15 protein-coding genes and 3 pseudogenes are annotated in these 16,991 nt (G+C 70.3%); 3 read left to right on the top strand and 15 right to left on the bottom strand.

Annotated elements, in window-relative coordinates; all coding sequences use genetic code 11:
* Positions 1-199: 199 nt before the first annotated feature.
* The 3 genes and pseudogenes from ACIBSV_RS36260 to ACIBSV_RS36250 all read right to left on the bottom strand — a co-directional run bounded on the left by ACIBSV_RS36260 (position 200) and on the right by ACIBSV_RS36250 (position 3,809).
* Positions 200-1,183 (bottom strand): serine/threonine-protein kinase, encoded by a 984-nt coding sequence (locus ACIBSV_RS36260; protein WP_395870786.1) that lies wholly within the window; start codon positions 1,181-1,183, stop codon positions 200-202.
* A 986-nt stretch (positions 1,184-2,169) separates the two neighbouring features.
* Positions 2,170-2,982, bottom strand: a pseudogene (locus ACIBSV_RS36255) (RICIN domain-containing protein); the annotation flags it as partial.
* A gap of 572 nt (positions 2,983-3,554) precedes the next feature.
* Entirely contained in the window at positions 3,555-3,809 is a 255-nt protein-coding gene (locus ACIBSV_RS36250) for a hypothetical protein (protein WP_395870784.1), read from the bottom strand.
* A 90-nt stretch (positions 3,810-3,899) separates the two neighbouring features.
* Here ACIBSV_RS36250 and ACIBSV_RS36245 point away from each other — a divergent pair, with 90 nt between their 5' ends.
* Positions 3,900-4,640 carry an alpha/beta fold hydrolase gene (locus tag ACIBSV_RS36245; RefSeq protein WP_395870782.1) on the top strand — a complete coding sequence of 247 codons (741 nt, stop codon included), beginning with the start codon at positions 3,900-3,902 and terminating at the stop codon, positions 4,638-4,640.
* Between the two features lie 443 nt (positions 4,641-5,083).
* Here the strand turns inward: ACIBSV_RS36245 and ACIBSV_RS36240 are convergent, their stop codons facing one another.
* From ACIBSV_RS36240 to ACIBSV_RS36225, 4 genes are all read right to left on the bottom strand, one after another.
* Positions 5,084-6,307, bottom strand: coding sequence for a hypothetical protein (locus ACIBSV_RS36240; RefSeq protein ID WP_395870780.1), 1,224 nt, complete (start codon positions 6,305-6,307; stop codon positions 5,084-5,086).
* A 749-nt stretch (positions 6,308-7,056) separates the two neighbouring features.
* On the bottom strand, positions 7,057-7,386 hold the full coding sequence (locus ACIBSV_RS36235; RefSeq protein ID WP_395870778.1) for a hypothetical protein: 330 nt from the start codon (positions 7,384-7,386) through the stop codon (positions 7,057-7,059).
* Between the two features lie 37 nt (positions 7,387-7,423).
* On the bottom strand, positions 7,424-8,290 hold the full coding sequence (locus ACIBSV_RS36230; RefSeq protein WP_395870776.1) for a hypothetical protein: 867 nt from the start codon (positions 8,288-8,290) through the stop codon (positions 7,424-7,426).
* Positions 8,287-8,931: an RNA polymerase sigma factor gene (locus ACIBSV_RS36225; RefSeq protein WP_395870774.1), complete on the bottom strand. Its 645-nt coding sequence runs from the start codon at positions 8,929-8,931 to the stop codon at positions 8,287-8,289. Before ACIBSV_RS36225 ends, ACIBSV_RS36230 begins: the two co-directional genes overlap by 4 nt.
* Positions 8,932-9,137: 206 nt before the next feature.
* Between ACIBSV_RS36225 and ACIBSV_RS36220 the strand changes: the two genes are divergently transcribed.
* Entirely contained in the window at positions 9,138-9,428 is a 291-nt protein-coding gene (locus ACIBSV_RS36220) for a hypothetical protein (protein ID WP_395870772.1), read from the top strand.
* 70 nt (positions 9,429-9,498) lie between these two features.
* Here ACIBSV_RS36220 and ACIBSV_RS36215 read toward each other — a convergent pair whose 3' ends face one another.
* The 5 genes and pseudogenes from ACIBSV_RS36215 to ACIBSV_RS36195 all read right to left on the bottom strand — a co-directional run bounded on the left by ACIBSV_RS36215 (position 9,499) and on the right by ACIBSV_RS36195 (position 12,704).
* Entirely contained in the window at positions 9,499-9,807 is a 309-nt protein-coding gene (locus tag ACIBSV_RS36215) for a hypothetical protein (protein WP_395870770.1), read from the bottom strand.
* Positions 9,808-10,014: 207 nt separating this feature from the next.
* Positions 10,015-10,203, bottom strand: a pseudogene (locus ACIBSV_RS36210) (hypothetical protein); the annotation flags it as partial.
* A 59-nt stretch (positions 10,204-10,262) separates the two neighbouring features.
* Positions 10,263-10,676 (bottom strand): hypothetical protein, encoded by a 414-nt coding sequence (locus ACIBSV_RS36205; RefSeq protein ID WP_395870768.1) that lies wholly within the window; start codon positions 10,674-10,676, stop codon positions 10,263-10,265.
* A 275-nt stretch (positions 10,677-10,951) separates the two neighbouring features.
* Positions 10,952-11,096: pseudogene (locus ACIBSV_RS36200) on the bottom strand (IS110 family transposase); the annotation flags it as partial.
* A gap of 678 nt (positions 11,097-11,774) precedes the next feature.
* Complete coding sequence (locus ACIBSV_RS36195; RefSeq protein ID WP_395870766.1) at positions 11,775-12,704, bottom strand: NADP-dependent oxidoreductase; 930 nt, start codon at positions 12,702-12,704, stop codon at positions 11,775-11,777.
* A gap of 77 nt (positions 12,705-12,781) precedes the next feature.
* Between ACIBSV_RS36195 and ACIBSV_RS36190 the strand changes: the two genes are divergently transcribed.
* Positions 12,782-13,162, top strand: coding sequence for a winged helix-turn-helix transcriptional regulator (locus ACIBSV_RS36190; RefSeq protein ID WP_395870764.1), 381 nt, complete (start codon positions 12,782-12,784; stop codon positions 13,160-13,162).
* Positions 13,163-13,747: 585 nt separating this feature from the next.
* Here ACIBSV_RS36190 and ACIBSV_RS36185 read toward each other — a convergent pair.
* The 3 genes from ACIBSV_RS36185 to ACIBSV_RS36175 form a co-directional block, all read right to left on the bottom strand.
* Complete coding sequence (locus ACIBSV_RS36185; protein WP_395870762.1) at positions 13,748-14,470, bottom strand: alpha/beta hydrolase; 723 nt, start codon at positions 14,468-14,470, stop codon at positions 13,748-13,750.
* A 132-nt stretch (positions 14,471-14,602) separates the two neighbouring features.
* Positions 14,603-15,574: an alpha/beta hydrolase gene (locus tag ACIBSV_RS36180; RefSeq protein WP_395870760.1), complete on the bottom strand. Its 972-nt coding sequence runs from the start codon at positions 15,572-15,574 to the stop codon at positions 14,603-14,605.
* A 299-nt stretch (positions 15,575-15,873) separates the two neighbouring features.
* Entirely contained in the window at positions 15,874-16,704 is an 831-nt protein-coding gene (locus tag ACIBSV_RS36175) for an alpha/beta fold hydrolase (RefSeq protein ID WP_395870758.1), read from the bottom strand.
* Positions 16,705-16,991: the final 287 nt, after the last annotated feature.

The raw sequence follows: 16,991 nt of genomic DNA, 5'->3' as shown, positions 1-16,991 counted from the left end.
CGGGAAAGCAGCGACTGGGTTCGCTGTCAAAGGACAGTCGCTCAGTGCGTGACGCAGTGAGAATCCGCGACACGGGCGGATGGAGTGGGTTGGGTGGTCCAGGTAGGACGAGACTGCCACTCGTCGCGCCGACCAGCTGGTTCTCTGGCTGTCTCGCGCCGCGGCCAGACGCGTTTGTCCCAGCACGGGTGGCAATTCTTCAGACCGGCTCCAGCGGCCGTGACGACCGGGTCGCTATCCGCCGAGGCGCGATGTCCCCGACCTCCTCGAACTCGCCTGACGTCAGCTGCTCCGGCTCGCAACCCCCACTCCGAAGCGGGCAACTCCGCGGTGATCCCGAGCCTGTTGTCGTACTCGTCATGACGGGCCGCCTCAAAGGCCGTCTGCCATTCCGCAGAAGTCGGTGTACCTCGTCGGCGGTGTCGGGTCGGTCCCGGGGGTCCTTGGCGAGCAACGCGAGGACGAGGTCGTCGAGTTCGGTGGGTACGCCGTGGCGGTGTTCGCCGGGTCTCGTGGGCGTCCTCCGCAGGTGGGCGTTCATCATCGAGACCGGGCCGGTGGCGTGGAACGGCACGCTGCCGGTGAGGAGTTCGTGCAGGACACAGCCCAGCGAGTACAGGTCCGATCGGGCATCCCCGGACTGCTCGTCGAAGCGCTCGGGCGGCATGTAGGCGAGGGTGCCCATCACCGCGCTGGACCGGTTCGTGGACTCCACGAACCGGGCTATCCCGAAGTCCAGGATCTTGACCTGGTCCTCGACGGTGAGCATCAGGTTCGCCGGCTTCAGGTCCCGGTGGACGATCCCTGCGGTGTGCGCCCGGGCCGGTGCCGCGGCGGTCTGCGCCACCCACCCCACAGCGGTGCCCACTGAAGGAGGCCCCTCCTTGTCGAGCACCGCGGCCAGGTCGCGGCCCTCGACGAACTCCATCACCAGGAACAGCGAACCGTCCCCCTCGTCCTGGCCGAGGTCATAGACGGTGACCACACCGGGGTGGTGCAGCGCCCCCGCCGTACGCGCCTCCCGGAAGAACAACGCGGCACCGGAGGCGTCGGCCTTCGCATGCGGGAGCAGCTTGACCGCGACCCGCCGCTCGATCAGCCGGTCCCGCCCCTCCCAGACCTCCCCCATGCCGCCCCGCCCGACGAACCGGACCAGCTCGTACCGACCCGGCAACACCCGCACACGCAAACCCCGTTGCCACGCCCGAAGCCGACCCGGACCCTCCGCTCGGGAATGGTACGACCCCGGTGCGCACCAAGCTCGCCTGGTGCCGGCCGGGCCGGTGACACGCCCGCATTCTCCCGGGTCACGGTCCGGCTACGAATGCCCCGAACAATCGACCGGCTCAGAGCCCATCGAATGTGGTGCCGGTCGACACCGAATGTGGTGCCGGTCGACGAGGCGTATTGGTCCCGCGCGATCCGAGCGGGCGTTGCCGGGGTTTTCGCAACCAGGTAGAGGGCACTGGGCGGTGGACCTCCGGGCACCGCCTTCGGCGCCGACTCGGGCAGCAACGGCCCGATCAGGAAACATAGTTCGTCCGAAGCTACGCACGAACGCGTCTCACTTCTGCGCACACCATGCCCAGCGACCGAACAAGCCGATACTCACATCAGACCCTGTATTTGTTCGGACCCATAAGACCGTGGCCGCATCTCCCGAGCGGCCGGACATCGACGGCCGAACAGCCATGGATCCGAGACTTCCCGGTCGGAGCGCCGACTCGACGCGGCAACACCATGAAGCCGCCCCCTCGGCACGCGGGTGGCCGCCCCGCCATCCGGGATCCGATGCCAATCCGGTGCCAAATCCGGTGCCGACGGGGGGCTTTGCCCGGGCCGGGGAGAGGTTGGCTTCCAGCGGTGGGCCACCGAGGGGAAGGTGGCGCGGTACAGGATCACGAGCCCCGACCACCATCGGCGCCGGCGCCGGGCCCTGGAGGCGCGGCCTCCAGGGCCCTCACCGCAATTCGCGGGCCTGCCGGGCCGGCGCCGAGGAAAGCACACCGCCGCGAGACGGCCGCTCCGACCGAGCCGTGAGGCAGCCGGAGAAATCACGGTCGACGGGTGGGGAGGACCCCACCCGCCGACCATGCGAGGCGCGGAATGGGCGGTCAGGGCCTGTGAGAGCCCCCCGCGCCGGGTGCGCGACGCCGGGCCCGGTGGGGGCTACATCCGCCACTCCTGGCTCGACGTGCCGTTGCAGTCGAGGATGACCAGGCGTGTCCCGTTGCCGATGGTGGGTGCCGTCAGACAACGGTTTGCGGTGGTGTTGCGGATGCGATAGATCGCGTAGCGGTGGATGTCCCAGGAGGTGACCTCGACGACCCAGCGCTGGCCGGCGCGACGGGTGTCGCACGGCTGCTGGACGAGCGTGGCACCAGCTGCCGTCGAACCGCCTTCGAGGTCCAGGCACTTGCGGGAGTGGGTGGCCACCAACTGGGAGGCGTGGCCGTCGGGCAGGGTGTGGGCATACCACTCCTGGTGGGGGCCGGCCACGAAGTCCCACAGCCAGACCGGCACTCCGGAGGTGGTGGATGCGTACCACACGTCCATGACCCTGCCGCTCACCGGATTGCTCACCGGGCGGGTCATCGACCACTCCTGGGCGCTCTCGGCGGCGCACGGCGCCTGGTGCAGGGACGCGCCTTCCGGGAGCGGGGCGGCGGCTTCGAGGCACAGGTGGCTGTTGTCGTTGACGAGGCGGTAAAGCGGCTGACCCCAGCCGTCGTAGCGGACGACGAACGGCTCCCATGCCTGGCTGGAGCCGTTGTGACACGGGGTCTGCCGGACGCGCGCGCCGGGGGCGCGGCTGCCGCCCTCGACGTCCATGCACATGCGGCTGTGCGAGGCCATGATCTGCCACGTGTAGCGGTTCGAGGGGCGTGGGAGGAACTGCCAGCGCTGGTTCTGCCCGCCGTGGAAGGGCCAGAGCCGCACCCCGGTGCCGGATGCCACCGACGAGTTCTCCACTTCCGCGACCGCGCTGGAGCCTGGCCTCCCGAGATAGCCGGCGGTGGGCCAGAGCGGCTGGTCGGCCGCGGAGGCGGGGGGGTGCGCCCGCCGTCGTCGTCAGGGCGAGGAGCATGGCCATCACTGCCGCCCACAGGCAAGCGGAGCGCGGTACGCGACGCCTCCGCCGTAGTTGCTCGTTCATCGGCCGTCCCTTCGGCGAGGGGCCGCCGAAAGCGGCCCGTTCGGAGAGGACGTGGCCAGGCGCAGCAGAATCTCTCAAGGTCCGCCGAAATCTTTTTTCCCGGGCCGGTGTCGAGGCGGCAGACGGCGTCGGCGCGGAGGAGTGGCGACCGGGGCAATCGGCGGCGGGCTGCGCCGGCCCGCGGGAGCGCGCCGGTGTGCCGGTGTGCCGGTGACCCCTCCCGGGAGGGCCCGGCAGACCGTTCCACGGCGACGGCGGACGGGAATCGGACAATGCGTCCCGATTGTCGAAGTGCGCCTCCTCGCCCCGCGAAAATCTTCGGAGCGAGCACGCACGCCTGCCCGACCCCGGCCGTGTCCGCCGTCGAGTGACCGACCGGCAATCGTGTGTCGAGGGTCTACAGGTCGGTTCGGGCCAGGAGTGCTTCCGCCTGTTCCCGGGTGAGTATCGGCGGGACCGGTGGCGGTGTGCCTCCCACGTTGGAGTCGCGGCGGTACGCCAGGACCCACTCCGCGACGGGATTGTCGGTCTGCGGGGTGGCCACGATCCGCTCCCGCAGTCCCGGAGGAATGTCCGGGCGGGCCGCGATCGCGTTGCGGACGAACTTGTCCGGACCTTCCACGAACCATTTCGGGGAGGGCGACCCCGCCATCTGACAACTCCGTCCCCGTACATGACATTACTTGTCAGGTATGGGCTCCAAGATTGTTCTTGTCGGCACGACGATCGAAGGAGAACCACCATGGCGAACATCGTTCTCGTCCCCGGTTACTGGCTCGGCGCGTGGGCGTGGGACGACGTGGCCGGTCTGCTGCGCGCAGCCGGGCACGACGTCACGGCGGTGACGCTGCCGGGTCTGGAGGCGGACCGCGCCGACGTCACGGGCATCGATCTCGCCACCCAGACCCGCGCGTTGATCGAGGAGATCACCACGCGGGACCTCACCGACGTGGTCCTGGTCGCCCACTCGGGCGGCTCGTTCCCCGCGTACGAGACGCTGGACGCCATCCCGGAGCGGATCGCCCGGATCGTCTACGTCGACGCCGGCCCGGTCGGGGACGGCACCGCCCTGCTCGATGTGATCGATCCGGCCGAGCGCACGCGCGCCGAGGCGGAGGCCGCCGAGCGCGGCGACGGGCGATACACGAACGCGTTCGACCCGACGGCCGACCCGGAGGTGCTCGACGGCCTCTCCGACGCCGATCTCGCCGCCCTGCGGGCACGCGCGGTGCCGCAGCCGTACGCGGTGGCCGCGAGCCCGGTGCGCGTCTCGAACGAGGCTCGCCTGAAGGTGCCGGCGCACCTGATCACGTGCACGTTCCCCCTCGACCAGGTTCAGGCCATGATCGCGGCCGAGCACCCCTTCTTCGCCGAACTCGTCAAGGCCGAGTCCATCGACACGCGCGCGCTGCCCACCGGCCACTGGCCGATGTTCTCGCGACCCGCGGAACTCGCGGCGCTGCTCGACGAGATCGCCGGCTGACCCCTCGGCGGTGCATGCCGGTTGTGGGGGGGGGGGGGGGGGGGGGGCCCCCCCCCCCCCCCCACCCCCCCGGGGGGGGGGGGGGTGGGGGGGGGGGGGGGCCCCCCCCCCCCCCCCCCCCCCACAACCGGCGTGTAGTCGACGGTCATGTCCCGGTCCGTCTCAACCGGCGCGTCAGCCAAGTGCCATCAGACCACCGCGCCGAGGCAGCAAGGTGGAACCTCGTTCACAGCCTGATCGATCCCGATTCCTGATCGAGTCGTTGCTGCCCGAGTCGGTGCCGGGGCGGCCTCGTGTTCCGGATCGGCGGGCGTTGTGCGAGATCCTGCGTTCAGCATGAATACGCCGACACAGCCGAAGGGCCGGACTCGCCTGCCGGTGTCGGGGCTGGTTCACGGCCGACCCGGGGCAACCCGCCCCGGGTGCCGACTCGTTCGACGTGCTCACGCACCAACGGGCGATGCGAGGGGGGACGACGGCGCCGCGACCGGCTGGACGCGCGTGCTGAACAACAGGGCCCGGATCGGCGCCGAACCGTCCGGGGACTCCGCGAGGCCCGCTGCGGCGACCGTGAGCCGGCCGTTGTCGTACGCGATGGCGGTGGGCCACTGCGCCTCGCCCTTGGGGGCCTTCGGCAGTGCCAGCCGGGTCCACCGGTCTCCGGTGATGGTGTAGACCTCGTACCCCTCGCTGCGGTGCATCGTCAGCGCGGCTATGCCCGTCGGGGTCGCCACTGCCTTGATGACGCGCATGTCTTCCACAGGTGCGGCGGCCTGCGTCCACTTCCGCCCGTCGAAGTGCCAAAGCAGGGGGCGCTCTTCGCCGGCGGTTGGGTCCTGCATGAAACCGAGCGCCCACATGTCCTGGGGGCTTCGCGCAAGCAGCGAGGTCACCCCGGCCCACAGACTGTTCCCCTCGAACGGCAGCGGCACGTACTGCCACGTTCCGCCGCCGAAGTGCGCCAGCGGCGGGGCCTGCCCCTCGTATGCGTGGCCGGCCACCCACACATCGTCCGGTGCGACGGCGGCCACCGCGCCGAAGCCGCTCCAGCCCTCCACCTTCGGCTCCGGAAGCGGTGTCCGCGTCCATGCCTCGCCGTTCCAGTGCTCGACGATCGGCTGCTGGGGCGGGGACCCTCCCGGACCCTCCTCCGCGTAGTCCACGGTCCCCACCGCCCACGCATCGGTGGCGCTTACCACGTCCACGTCCGCGAGCAGGCCGCTTCGGATCCCGGGCGGAGCCGGTGCGGTGACCGCGTCCCAGGAGTCCTTGCGGGAGACGGCGGTCGGGAATCCGCCGGCGACGGGGTCGAACGTCCCGACGGCCAGGGCGGAATCCGGGGAGGCCAGGTCGACGTCCCGCAGCGAAACCCCCGCCCCGGGCGTCTTCACCGTCGACTGCCGCCACATGCCGGTGTCGCGGTCGCGGGACAGGACCGCGGGAACACTGTCGACGACACGACCATTCTCGCGGATGTAGGCGCGGCCGGCCCCTACGCCGCCGCCGGCATCGTCGAACGCCAGGCCGTGCACCATCACGTCACCGGGCTTGATCTCGGTCGTCCGCCACGGCGTCAGCGGCGGCCCCGCCGGGGCCGCCGGGGCCGTCACCGTGCTCAGGCTCAGGATCAGCACAACAAGAGGTGCACTGCGGGACAGGACACGCATCGTTTTCTCCAGTCACCGGGCAGCCATTGCCCGTCCCCCTGTTACTGTCCGACCCGCAGCTGCCGTTGCCCCCGGGAGTGACTTTTGTTCGGCTCCTGCCCCGCTGACCCGGCGGACCACGCCGAGCCGCCGAGCCGCCGAGCCGCCGAAAGCCTTCCACCCGCCGGGCCGGCGCGCACATCGGCAAGAACGCGCGGACGTCCTGACCAGCGCGGTCGGGTGTTCCATCGACAGGAAGTTGCCGCCGCGCACGGCCTCGGTCCAGCGCACGACGTTGTGATCGCGTTCGGCGAAGCGGCTGATCCCGACGTCGCTCGGCAGGGCGCCGAGCACAGCCGTGGATGCATCGCCGTGTGGCTTGTGTTGTCCCGGTTCGCCGGAACCACCACCGCACCAGGTCGTCCGGTGCGCCTGCAAGGCGGGTGAGTGCGCAACGACGCAAGGCAGCGCCCGAGGCGAGGCGGTGTTGCGCAAGGCCGCGCGATGCGGTGTCGTGGCCGGCGGGTGTTTTCGGGCAGCACGAAGTGAGCCCTGGCCGACACGCGCGGGGGCAACAGGGCGCTCACATAAGGGAATCGGGGCTCCGGCGGAGCGCGGGCCGGCCGGGAAGTTCGGGCGGCCGGGAAGTTCGGGCGGCCGGCCACGCGAAAAAAGCCCCTCGCGTGGCCGGTCCGGAGGTGGTGATCACGAGCCCACCCGGGTCCGTCGGGCTCAGGAGGCGTCCCGGCTCGGTGAGGCGACGATCGCCGTCAACCGGTCGGGAGCCAGGCCCGGTTCGGATCCGTGAAACTCACCCGGAGGAGATATCTGCGCGATTCGAGGTCGGCGCACAAGACCGAGCCGCCGAGGCCGCAGCCGGTCGCGTTCGCGACCTCGACCGCCTCGTCGTCGGCGACGGCGACGGCGACGGCGACGGCGACGGCGACGGCGACAGCGACGGCGACGGCGACGGGGTAAGCGACCACGACCGCGACCGAGCCAATGCGCTCGGTGTCGGGCGTGTCCGTGCGCCGGGGACTGATCCAACCCGCCTTTCCCGGGTCCAGCAGGTTGTCGACGACCCGATTCGGGCGCCGCACGGGGCATCGATGAACACGTTGGTGTCCGCAGGCGGGGCTACTTGGCGTTCTGCGTCCCCGTGCAGGCCGAGCCCGGCGCAACAAGGTCGCGGATCAGGACCGCGCCCGCGTCCGGGTCCGCCACCGCGAAGGCCAGGCCGGTCGTCACGCCCGGTTCCCGGGTGTACTCGACGTCCCAGCCGACGATGCCGACTTCGGCCAGGGACCGCTCGGCGAGCGCGCGGGCGTCGGCGACGGTCATGCACAGGCGGCTTCCCTCGTGATCGCCGACCAGCCTGGCCAGGCGCCGCACCTGCTCGATCGTCGCGCCGTGGTAGGTCGCGTCGTTGTCGGGCACACCCATCTCCAATGCGATGCACGCGTCCTGCGGGCTGCGATCCGTGGGCTGCGGCACGACCATCAGGTCGCGGCTTCCCTTGGCGGTGCACGCGACCAGGGCCGGCACGGTCGCCGCGTCGGGCGCGTCGCTGCCCGGCAGGGACATCCGGCGCGCGGTCTCGGTCATGTCCGGCCAGTACCGCGCGCACGCCTCCTCCGGGGTCTGGCCGGCCTCGATGTGTGCCGCGTAAGCGAACTTCGGCTTGGCCGTGTACTCGTAGGAACACGAGGCCTGCGTCGGAAATTTGGGGCGCACCGGCGAGTCGTCGATCAGCACCGCGGCGGCGGTCGCCCCCGCGACCGCGAACACCGCGACGGGCGCACCGACGCGCCACGCCAGGCGCTTGCGCCGAGACTTCGCCGTCGCGGCCGGGCCGCCGACGGCCGCGCCCTCGAACTCGCGCAGGAGGGCCGCGGACATCGCCCGCGCCCGGTCGTGCGGCAGGCTGCGCTCGGCGGGCGCCGGGAACATGGCGCCGAGCTCTGCGCGTACCGGCGCGTCGGTGTCGGTCGGGTTGTTCGTCATCGGAGGTCCTTTCCGGGCCGGGCGGCCGCGGGGGTCGGGCGGCCCGGGGGCCGCGATGCGGGGACGGGGTGCGGTGCGGCTTCGCCGGGCGAGAGCGGGGCGTCCTGCGCCTGCGGGCCGAGCATGCGCTTGAGCTTGGCGCGGCCCCGGGAGAGCCGGGAACGCACCGTGCCCTCCGGTATGCCGAGCGCCTCGGCGGCGGACGCCGAGTCCAGGCGCGCCCACACGCACAGCGCGAACACCTCGCGTTCCGAACGGCGCAGTGTCGCCAGCGACCGCCGGACCTTCGCGATGGTCTCGGTGTCGTCGATCCGCCCCACCAGGTCATCGGCGAAGTCCGGCACCGACTGGTCGTGCGGCATCCGGGCCAGCGCCGCCTCGTGCCGGCGGCCGGTGCGGCGAACGTTGCGCACGACGTTCACCGCGATGCCCAGCAGCCACGGGCGCAGGGAACCGCCTTCGGCGTCGACCCGGACGCGCAGCCGCCATGCCTCCAGGAAGGTGAGGGCGACGACGTCCTCGGCCGCGGACCAGTCGCCGGTGGTCCGGAAGGCATGGTTGTAGACGGATTTGGCGTGTTCGGCGAACAACTCTTCGAAGGCGTACGGGTCACCGTCTCTGACCCGCGCTCGCAAGTTCATCTCCACGCCCCTGAACTGTCCGCGGTCACCCGACACGCTCCCGATATGTGACCCGGGTCACTCCACCCGGTATCGGAGTCACGGCTTCCACGTGCACGCCCGCCGTCGGGATCCGCGGACTCCGGGCGGTCTCAATCGCCCGGAGTCCGCGGACCACGAACACGATCGACCTCATCGACCGCGACCTCGCCCACCATTCAAGGCTGTTGCCCCTGCAAGCCCCGTTTCGGGGTGGCGGCGATCAGGCCACCGCACCCAAGATCGCCCGACAACTCCCGGACACCCCGCCCGACATCCCCCTCACCCTGACCGACGCCACCGAGACCTACACCCTCGGCGCGGCCATCCGCTGGGCCTGGACCTGCACCACACCCGCCACCACCCGCAAAACGGCCGACCCCCACGTCACGCCCGCCGACGTCCTGGAGGACATCGCCACCGGCCGACGGCGTATCCCCACGACGACACCGCCTCGTGGCCGAAGTGACCGGCGCTGAGACGGCGACGGCCCCGTTACCCGACCGGTTTCGGGGCCACCACCGCACGCATTCCGCCGGGATGGGCCGCTCAGCACTGCGAGGCGTTGCTCGCCTCTGCCTCGGTGCCCCAGAAGATCAGGCGGCTGCCGCCCCCCTCGATGTCGATGCACGCGGGCGAGGGGCCGTAGGTCAGCGTCACCGACGCGCTGATGCCGAAATCGCACGCGTTCTCGATGGTGGCCCAGCCGGGCCCCTGGGGACCGAGCACCGCACAGTCGGCGGCGACCGTCGCCGGGGCGACGAACGTGTGGGTCACGGCGGATGCACCGAGTGCGCCCGAGCACAGGAACAGGGCTGACAATCCGGCGCACATGGCTGCACGGATGGTGGAACGCATGCGGATCTCCTCTGAACGACTACCAGAAGTGATCATTCAAGCGCGAAACGTGGCCAATGGCGGGATGGCGCGCACAGCCGAGCCGGTCTGCCTCTTCTGCCTCGACGAGCAGACCGACGCAGGGGCCATCATCGTGGGCTCTCGCCGCAGCAGCCCGTCAGCCGGTCGGATCGGCGTGGTTCGAGTGCGCGCCGGCCGAGCCGGTTCTCAGCCCTGCTCAACCCGGTCCGGGTCCCGCAGAAGCCGAAGCCCGCCGGGCATCTCGGACAGGAGGAACGAGTACCGTGCGAGCAATTCGACGTGGTGGCGTACGAACGGGGAAAGCCGGGCGACGTCCTGGTCCGCCACGGCGAAGCCCTCGGCACGGAGCCGGGTGAGGGCGCCGTCCATGTAGCGTCTCGAACGCGTTCGCTTCGGGTGGAATGTCGTGATGTACGGCGGCCCGACGCAGCTCTTTATAGTCCAAGATCGGATTTGAACAGGTCTATTACTTCGTATCGCCGGCGATCGACGTCGGCAACCATCGCGTCCGTCACGCCGGCGCCGGCGGCAATCCTGGTGTGCGTGTCGATAACGGCGTTCACAAGATCCCGAGCCGGTCCGGACACTTCCCTTCCGGAGAGGATCTCGATCTCGGCTGTCGCTGCAAGGAGGTTGGCGTCCTCCGAACGGCTCCTTTGACCGGACAGCGCCTGGGCGTAACTTGCGCTGATCGACCTCAGGTACTCGGCGTATACATGTCGCTTCGCATCGCCGAGCGAATCCGCTCGTTGCCACTTGCGGTTGCGCGATGCCTGCGCCTGCTGGAGAGCACCGCCGATCAAGACGCCCATCAGGGTCCCAATGACACCTACTACGACGGAGCCCATCCCCACTCTCCTGGCATCCTGTCGGCCGTCGCTGAACTATGGGAGGCAGCCTAATCCGTTGCCGACGGGGGTGTCTTGGCGTCCGCGGTGCGGACGGCGATCCGGCCGAACGTCGGCATGCCGAGGCTGACGGCAGTAAATCGACGCGCCGCTTCGCTGTCGAGCTGAACCAGGTTGTCGTGGGCGCCGGCGAGGCAGACATGCAGACCGTCGACCTCGCCCAGCCATGCCTCCCGCTCCGCCTCGACGATTCCCACCATGATCCCGCCGCGATCCTCGCCGGGAAACGCACTGTAGAGATCGGCGATTCTTCGCATCGCCAGGCCGGGCAGGTAGGCCACTTCACAGCCCGCGTCGCGGGCACCGTCAGCGGCACGTCGCCGATCGAGGCGGCTGGTCAACGATTACCGCCACCCCTCCGGTCGCACGCCGCACCATCTCGCCCAGGCATTGGGTCGCCGGTTGGGCCGGGACCTGACACCGGCCGGCCTCGGTCTCCGGACAACCTCCCGCCCACCAGGCGAGGATGTGGGACCGGAGGTACAGGCCCCACCGCTGGGAATCCCAGCGCTACTACCTCCAGTCCTACGCCCTGGCACTCGAGTCCGGGACGCCGGGTCAGGACGCGTTCGCGATGCGCACGATGGCCCAACAGGGCATGAAACTCGGCCGTCCTCAACACTGCGTGGACCTGGCAGGCGCGGCCGAGGAACGTGTACGCGGACGCGTGGACACGCTCACCCACGCCCTGTTCACCGTCGCCCACGCCGACACGGCGGCAGCCGCCGGCATCGACCTGCGCCCTGCCGACCCCGGCAGTGCGCCTGCTCGCCACGGTTCCGCCCATCTGAAGAACCGCAGAGTTCTCGGCAAGGTCCGCACGAATGCGAGGTGGGCAACCGCGCCCGGCGCGGTGCGGGTCCGTCGGTGCTCACGAAACGGGAAGTGTCCCGCTGACGCCCGACCTTGTCGGCGGACCGCTGCTCGGGGGCTGCCCTGGCTTCCTGATGCCTACACACCCCAGGCCGTCCGACGTGCAAGCTTCCTGACGCATGGATCTCGCGGGGGCCTCGCTCGCGCGAGGCCCCCGCGACGGGATCAGATGGTGAGGACGACTTTGCCCTGGAGGTGGCCGGCGTCGAGCAATCGGTGTGCGTCGGCGACGCGTTCGAAGGGGAACGTCTCCTGGACGTGGACCCGGAGCCTGCCCTGTTCGACCAGTTCGACGAGACCTCGCAGGGCCACCGGGTCGGGGTCGACCGCGACGCCGCTGAAGCGCATCCCGGCCGCCTCGTACGCGGCGATCAGCCCCGCGTCGTCCTCGGCGACCGCCGTCACCAGGTGACCGCCCGGGCGCAGTACGGCGAGGGAGCGTTCGACGGTGTCGCCGCCGATCGTGTCGAGTACGACGTCGACGTCGCGGACGGCCTCGGTGAAGTCGACCCTGGTGTAGTCGATCACTTCGTCGGCGCCGAACTGCTCGACGAAGTCCCGCTTGTTGCCGCCGGCGGTCGTGATCACGTGCGCGCCGAGTGCCTTCGCGATCTGGATCGCGACGTGGCCGACTCCGCCGCCTCCGCCGTGGACCAGGACCCGGTCGCCGTCGCCGACGCCGGCGAGGTCGACCAGGCCCTGCCACGCCGTCAGCCCGACGATCGGCAGCGCCGCCGCCTCGACGTGCGAGAGCGACGCCGGCTTGTGTACCAGGTGCAGCGCCGGCGCGGCGACGACCTCGGCGTACGCGTTCGCCGCGCGCGGGAACAGCGGCATCCCGAACACCTCGTCGCCGGGCTCGAACCGCCACGTCAGCGGACCGTCCTCGACCACGCCGCTGACGTCCCAGCCGAGGACGAAGGGCGGTCGGCCGAGCAGCGGGAACTCGCCGGCGCGCAGGCGCGCCTCCAGCGGGTTGAGCCCGATCGCCTTGACGCGGACGAGAACCTCGGTCGGCAACGCTCGTGGCTCGGGCGCCTCCACGACGGTGAGCACCTCGGGACCGCCGAGGGTGTGCTGGGTGACGACTCGCATGACTCTCCTGACGTCCAAAGAAGGGGGAGAAACCCAGGCTAGATTTCCGACGGGAACCCGCAGGTACCTTTGGCGCCATGAGCGGATTCGGTCTTGGTGATCCCTTTCTCTCCGACTGTCCGGCGCGTCTGGCGATCGAACTCATCGCCGACAAGTGGACGGCGGTCGTGCTGTATGGCCTCAGCAAGGGCCCGGTACGCCACGGCGAACTGATCGAACTGATCGGCGGCATCTCCCGCAAGATGCTCACCCAGACCCTCCGACGGCTCGAGGCGCACGGACTCGTCCGCCGCCACGCCTACGCCGAGGTGCCGCCCCGCGTGGAGTACGAGCTCACCCCGCTCGGGGCGACGCTGATCGATCCGATCCACATGCTGACCGAGTGGGCGAGGGCGAACGGCGACGCGGTGCTCGATGCGCTCGACGCCGGTCCCGAGCCGGTCGCCCACAGCGACTGATGCCCCGCTCTGCGTGTACCGGCTGAATTCGAGGATGGCGTCGTTGTAGTCGCTGTCGTCGCCGTTGTCCGCGACGATCACGAGCAGGTTGTAAGCGCCGATCCCGTACGGGCCGCCGCTGTTGAGGCTGCTCGGCTTGACCGCACCAGCGCCGTCGGCACCGATGGTTCCCGGGGGCGGGGCGCTGGGAGTGAGAGCTGAGCGCCTGCGGTGACGAGACTCCTCGAGGAGCGGTCGGCCGATGATCGCCCGTGGGGCCGGATCTGCTCGCCGTCGGGTTCCGGTGGCCGGAGCCGTTTCCCCTGCCCTGGAACGCCGTCCGATCCGGGGCCGGGTCGTGAGAAGCGGGGTCGGACATGCCGGGCCCCCGCGGGATGCAGGCGCGGGGGTCTCGGTGTGTTGCGCGCAACGCGGCCTCGTCGGTCGCCGCGCGCGACCGGGCCGGGTCGCCCGCCGTGGGCGACCGCGGCCTGGCCCCGGCGCGGGTCAGGTGCCATGGCGTGGGATTGCGCGCGGTGCGCGGGCGGACACGCCGCGCGTGATGTGGTGAGCATCCACACGGCGTGGCCGCGCCGGGGTCCGAGGTCAGGTCGTCGCGCGGACGGCGTCGCGGATCAGGTCCGCGACCTCCTTGGGCCGGGAGACTGCCACGGCGTGGGACGCGCCCTCGATCTCGACGGTGGTGGCACCCGCGCGCTCGGCGCCGAAGCGTTCGACGTCGGGGTTGATCGCCCGGTCCGCGGTGGCCACGAGTGCCCAGGAGGGCTTGCTCCGCCACGCGGCCGCGGTGGCCTTCTCGGTGAAGGCCGAGGCGGCGAGCGGACGCTGACCGACGGCCAGGGCCTTGGTCATGGACGCGGAGACGTCGGCGGCGAAGATGTCCGCGTACGCCTCGGTGGCGATGGTGACTTCGACCGCGGACGTCGCGCCCTCGGTCGGGTAGGTGGCCTGCTTCAGGTTGGCGGCCAGCGGCGAGTCGGGGAAGCGGCCCTGGAGCTCGCCCAGGCTCTCGCCCTCCTCCAGGACGTAGGCGGCCACGTAGACCAGTCCGACGACGTTCGGCGTCGTGCCGGCCACGGTGATGAGCGCACCGCCATAGGAGTGGCCGACCAGGACGACCGGTCCGTCGATCTGGGCGGCGGCGGAGGCGATGTACGCCGCGTCGGAGGCCAGTCCGCGCAACGGGTTCGGCGGGGCGACCACGGGGATGTCGTGGCTCTGCAGTTCCGCGATGACTCCGAGCCAGCTCGTGGAGTCGGCGAACGCGCCGTGGACGAGGAGGGCGGTGGGGGTGGGACGTGCGGTCATTCCGCTGCTTCCTTTGTTCTCGATGTGCTTCATCGGGTCGGTTCGTCGGGTCGGTCCGTCGGGTTGCTTCATCGGATCCGGTTCACCGGGTCGGCGCGTGCCAACGGTCGGCGATGCGTGCTCGGTGCTTGGTCAACGGGTGTGCAGCGCGCGGCGCAGGGCTTCGACGGCCATCGTGATCGCGGCCTCCGCGGCGTGGGTTCCGCGCAGGGCGTTGAGCATGACGAAGTCGTGGATGATGCCCTGGAAGCGCACGGCGGTGACCGGGACACCGGCCTCGCGAAGCCTGTTCGCGTACGCCTCGCCCTCGTCGCGCAGGACGTCGGCCTCGCCGGTGATGACCAAGGCAGGCGGCAGGCCCGTGAGTTGGTCGATGGTGGCTCTCAGCGGCGACGCGGTGATTTGGGCACGCTCGTCGGCGTCGGTGGTGTACTGGTCCCAGAACCATTGCATACCGTCGCGGCGCAGGAAGTAGCCCGTGGCGAATCGGTGGTACGAATCGGTGTCGAAGTTCGCGTCGGTCACCGGGTAGAACAACGTCTGCTGGACCAGGGGAACATCGCCTCGCTCCTTCGCCATCAGCGTCAGCGCGGCGGCCATGTTGCCGCCGACGGAGTCGCCGACCACGGCGAGCCGCGAGCCGTCCAGGCCCTTGGACGTGCCCTGCGCCACGACCCATTGGGCGACCGTGTAGTTCTGCTCGATGGCGACCGGGTACCGCGCCTCGGGGGAAAGGTCGTACTCGGGGAAAACCACGGCGGCGCCGGCACCGACGGCGAGTTCGCGAACCAGGCGGTCGTGCGTGTGGGCGTTGCCGAAGACCCAGCCCGCACCGTGGATGTAGAGGATCACCGGGAGGCTGCCCGCGGCGCCGGCGGGTTTGACGATCCGCGCTCGCACGCTTCCCGTCGGGCCGCCCTGGACCGTGATCCACTCCTCGTCGACGTCCGGCATCTCGACTTCGCCGGACTGGACCTCGTCGACCGTCTTGCGTCCGGTCACCGGACCGAGGTCGAACAGGTAGGGCGGCTGGTCGGTCGCCGCTGCGAACGCCGCGGCGGCCTCTTCGAGCACCGGTCGGACCGGCTCGACGGCATCGGACATGCGAATCTCCTCGAATTTGGGCACGTCGACTCCGCCGACGAAATCCCGGATTGTGTGGGGAACAACGGCCGCTCCGGTGGTTTCGACACGGAACGGCCAGCCCGTGGGCGTCGACGACGGAATCGAGTCGAAGCGCACGGAAGTGTGGGTGCCCAGCGACCCATCGACGCATCAGCGCATTGACGCGGACGGGCGGGAAAGCAGAAAAGATGTGCGGGATGGGGTGGGAATTCCATGGTGGACCGCGTACGCGGTTCACCATGGATGCCGCTCGACGACAGGATCTCCCTGTCCGGATCTCAGGACAGGAATTTGTCGACCACTGCATTGAAAGCGGCCGGATTCTCCAGGAAAGGGAAGTGTGAACTGGCCACGTCGGTCGGGAAGATGTGGAGTTGTGCGTCGGGAATCTGTTCGGCGATGAAACGTTGCGACGCGGGGGACACGTGGCTTCCGTCGCAACCGATCACGAGGGTCGGGACGTCCACCCGGGGAAGCACGTCCCGCCAGTCCTGAGCGCAATGGTCGAACAACAGGGGAACGCCGGCGTGCGCGGGAGTGGATTCGATCTGCTCCGCGACGAAGGCGAGGATCGCGGGGTCGGTGTCGCCGGAAAACATGCCGCGCACGAAGTCCAGCCGCACGCGCCTGCCGTCCCGACCGGCGAGCGCCGCTCCGAGTTCGAGCAGGCCCGCCACGTCGAAGATGGCGCCGGACTCCTCCTGTTCGGCACGGGTCATCCACGGCACCGCCGCGACGGCCGCGGGCTGATCGACCGCGACGAACCGGCGGATGCGGCCCGTTCCGTACTGATCCAGGAAACTCCACCACACCGAGACACCCATCGACCATCCGAGCGCGTCGAAGCGATCCAGTTCCAGGTGGTCGACGAGTTCGAGAACGTCCCGCGCCAGGCGAGCGATGCGATACCCGTGGTGCGGTTTCTCGGAAACTCCGTGGCCGCGCAGGTCCACCGTGACGACGCGACGGGCGGGGGAAAGACCGTCGAGCTGATTCCGGAACATCTCCTGGGTCTGTCCCCAACCGTGGAGCATGACCAGGGGCACGCCGTCGCCACCGCTGTCCCGGTAGACCAGTCGTACTCCGTCGTCCGTCGTCAGTTCGCCCATGACCGCATTCCTGTTCCGTGCCTTGCGTGGCGTCGGTGTGCGCCGACGCCCTCGATATCGCGTTCCCCGCGGCGCCGAGATTTCGATGTCCCGTCGTCCGCCTGGAACATTCTCGTTTCCCGGGCCCGGTCGCCGCTACCGCCGAACGTAGGGATCGGTCCGGGTGCCTTCATCGGTCTGTAGCAACCAGCCGACGACCGTATGGCCGCGTACCGAGGTTTTCCTCTCTTTGTGGAAACCGGGTCTGTCGGAGCGCGTATCCGAGGAATCGGTCGTGATGCCCGAGG

The sequence above is a fragment of the Embleya sp. NPDC050154 genome, from assembly GCF_044460165.1.
Taxonomy (GTDB): Bacteria; Actinomycetota; Actinomycetes; order Streptomycetales; family Streptomycetaceae; genus Embleya.
Note: the sequence above shows the minus strand (reverse complement) of the source record. Positions and strands in the feature narration are given on the sequence as shown.

Bases quoted from the DNA above. Each gene is read 5' to 3' on its own strand.
- ACIBSV_RS36190 (WP_395870764.1), top strand. From the start codon at position 12,782: ATGAGCGGATTCGGTCTTGGTGATCCCTTTCTCTCCGACTGTCCGGCG.
- ACIBSV_RS36205 (WP_395870768.1), bottom strand. From the start codon at position 10,676: ATGGGCTCCGTCGTAGTAGGTGTCATTGGGACCCTGATGGGCGTCTTG.
- ACIBSV_RS36185 (WP_395870762.1), bottom strand. From the start codon at position 14,470: ATGACCGCACGTCCCACCCCCACCGCCCTCCTCGTCCACGGCGCGTTC.
- ACIBSV_RS36225 (WP_395870774.1), bottom strand. From the start codon at position 8,931: ATGAACTTGCGAGCGCGGGTCAGAGACGGTGACCCGTACGCCTTCGAA.
- ACIBSV_RS36230 (WP_395870776.1), bottom strand. From the start codon at position 8,290: ATGACGAACAACCCGACCGACACCGACGCGCCGGTACGCGCAGAGCTC.
- ACIBSV_RS36180 (WP_395870760.1), bottom strand. From the start codon at position 15,574: ATGTCCGATGCCGTCGAGCCGGTCCGACCGGTGCTCGAAGAGGCCGCC.
- ACIBSV_RS36245 (WP_395870782.1), top strand. From the start codon at position 3,900: ATGGCGAACATCGTTCTCGTCCCCGGTTACTGGCTCGGCGCGTGGGCG.
- ACIBSV_RS36240 (WP_395870780.1), bottom strand. From the start codon at position 6,307: ATGCGTGTCCTGTCCCGCAGTGCACCTCTTGTTGTGCTGATCCTGAGC.
- ACIBSV_RS36175 (WP_395870758.1), bottom strand. From the start codon at position 16,704: ATGGGCGAACTGACGACGGACGACGGAGTACGACTGGTCTACCGGGAC.
- ACIBSV_RS36215 (WP_395870770.1), bottom strand. From the start codon at position 9,807: ATGCGTTCCACCATCCGTGCAGCCATGTGCGCCGGATTGTCAGCCCTG.
- ACIBSV_RS36195 (WP_395870766.1), bottom strand. From the start codon at position 12,704: ATGCGAGTCGTCACCCAGCACACCCTCGGCGGTCCCGAGGTGCTCACC.
- ACIBSV_RS36250 (WP_395870784.1), bottom strand. From the start codon at position 3,809: ATGGCGGGGTCGCCCTCCCCGAAATGGTTCGTGGAAGGTCCGGACAAG.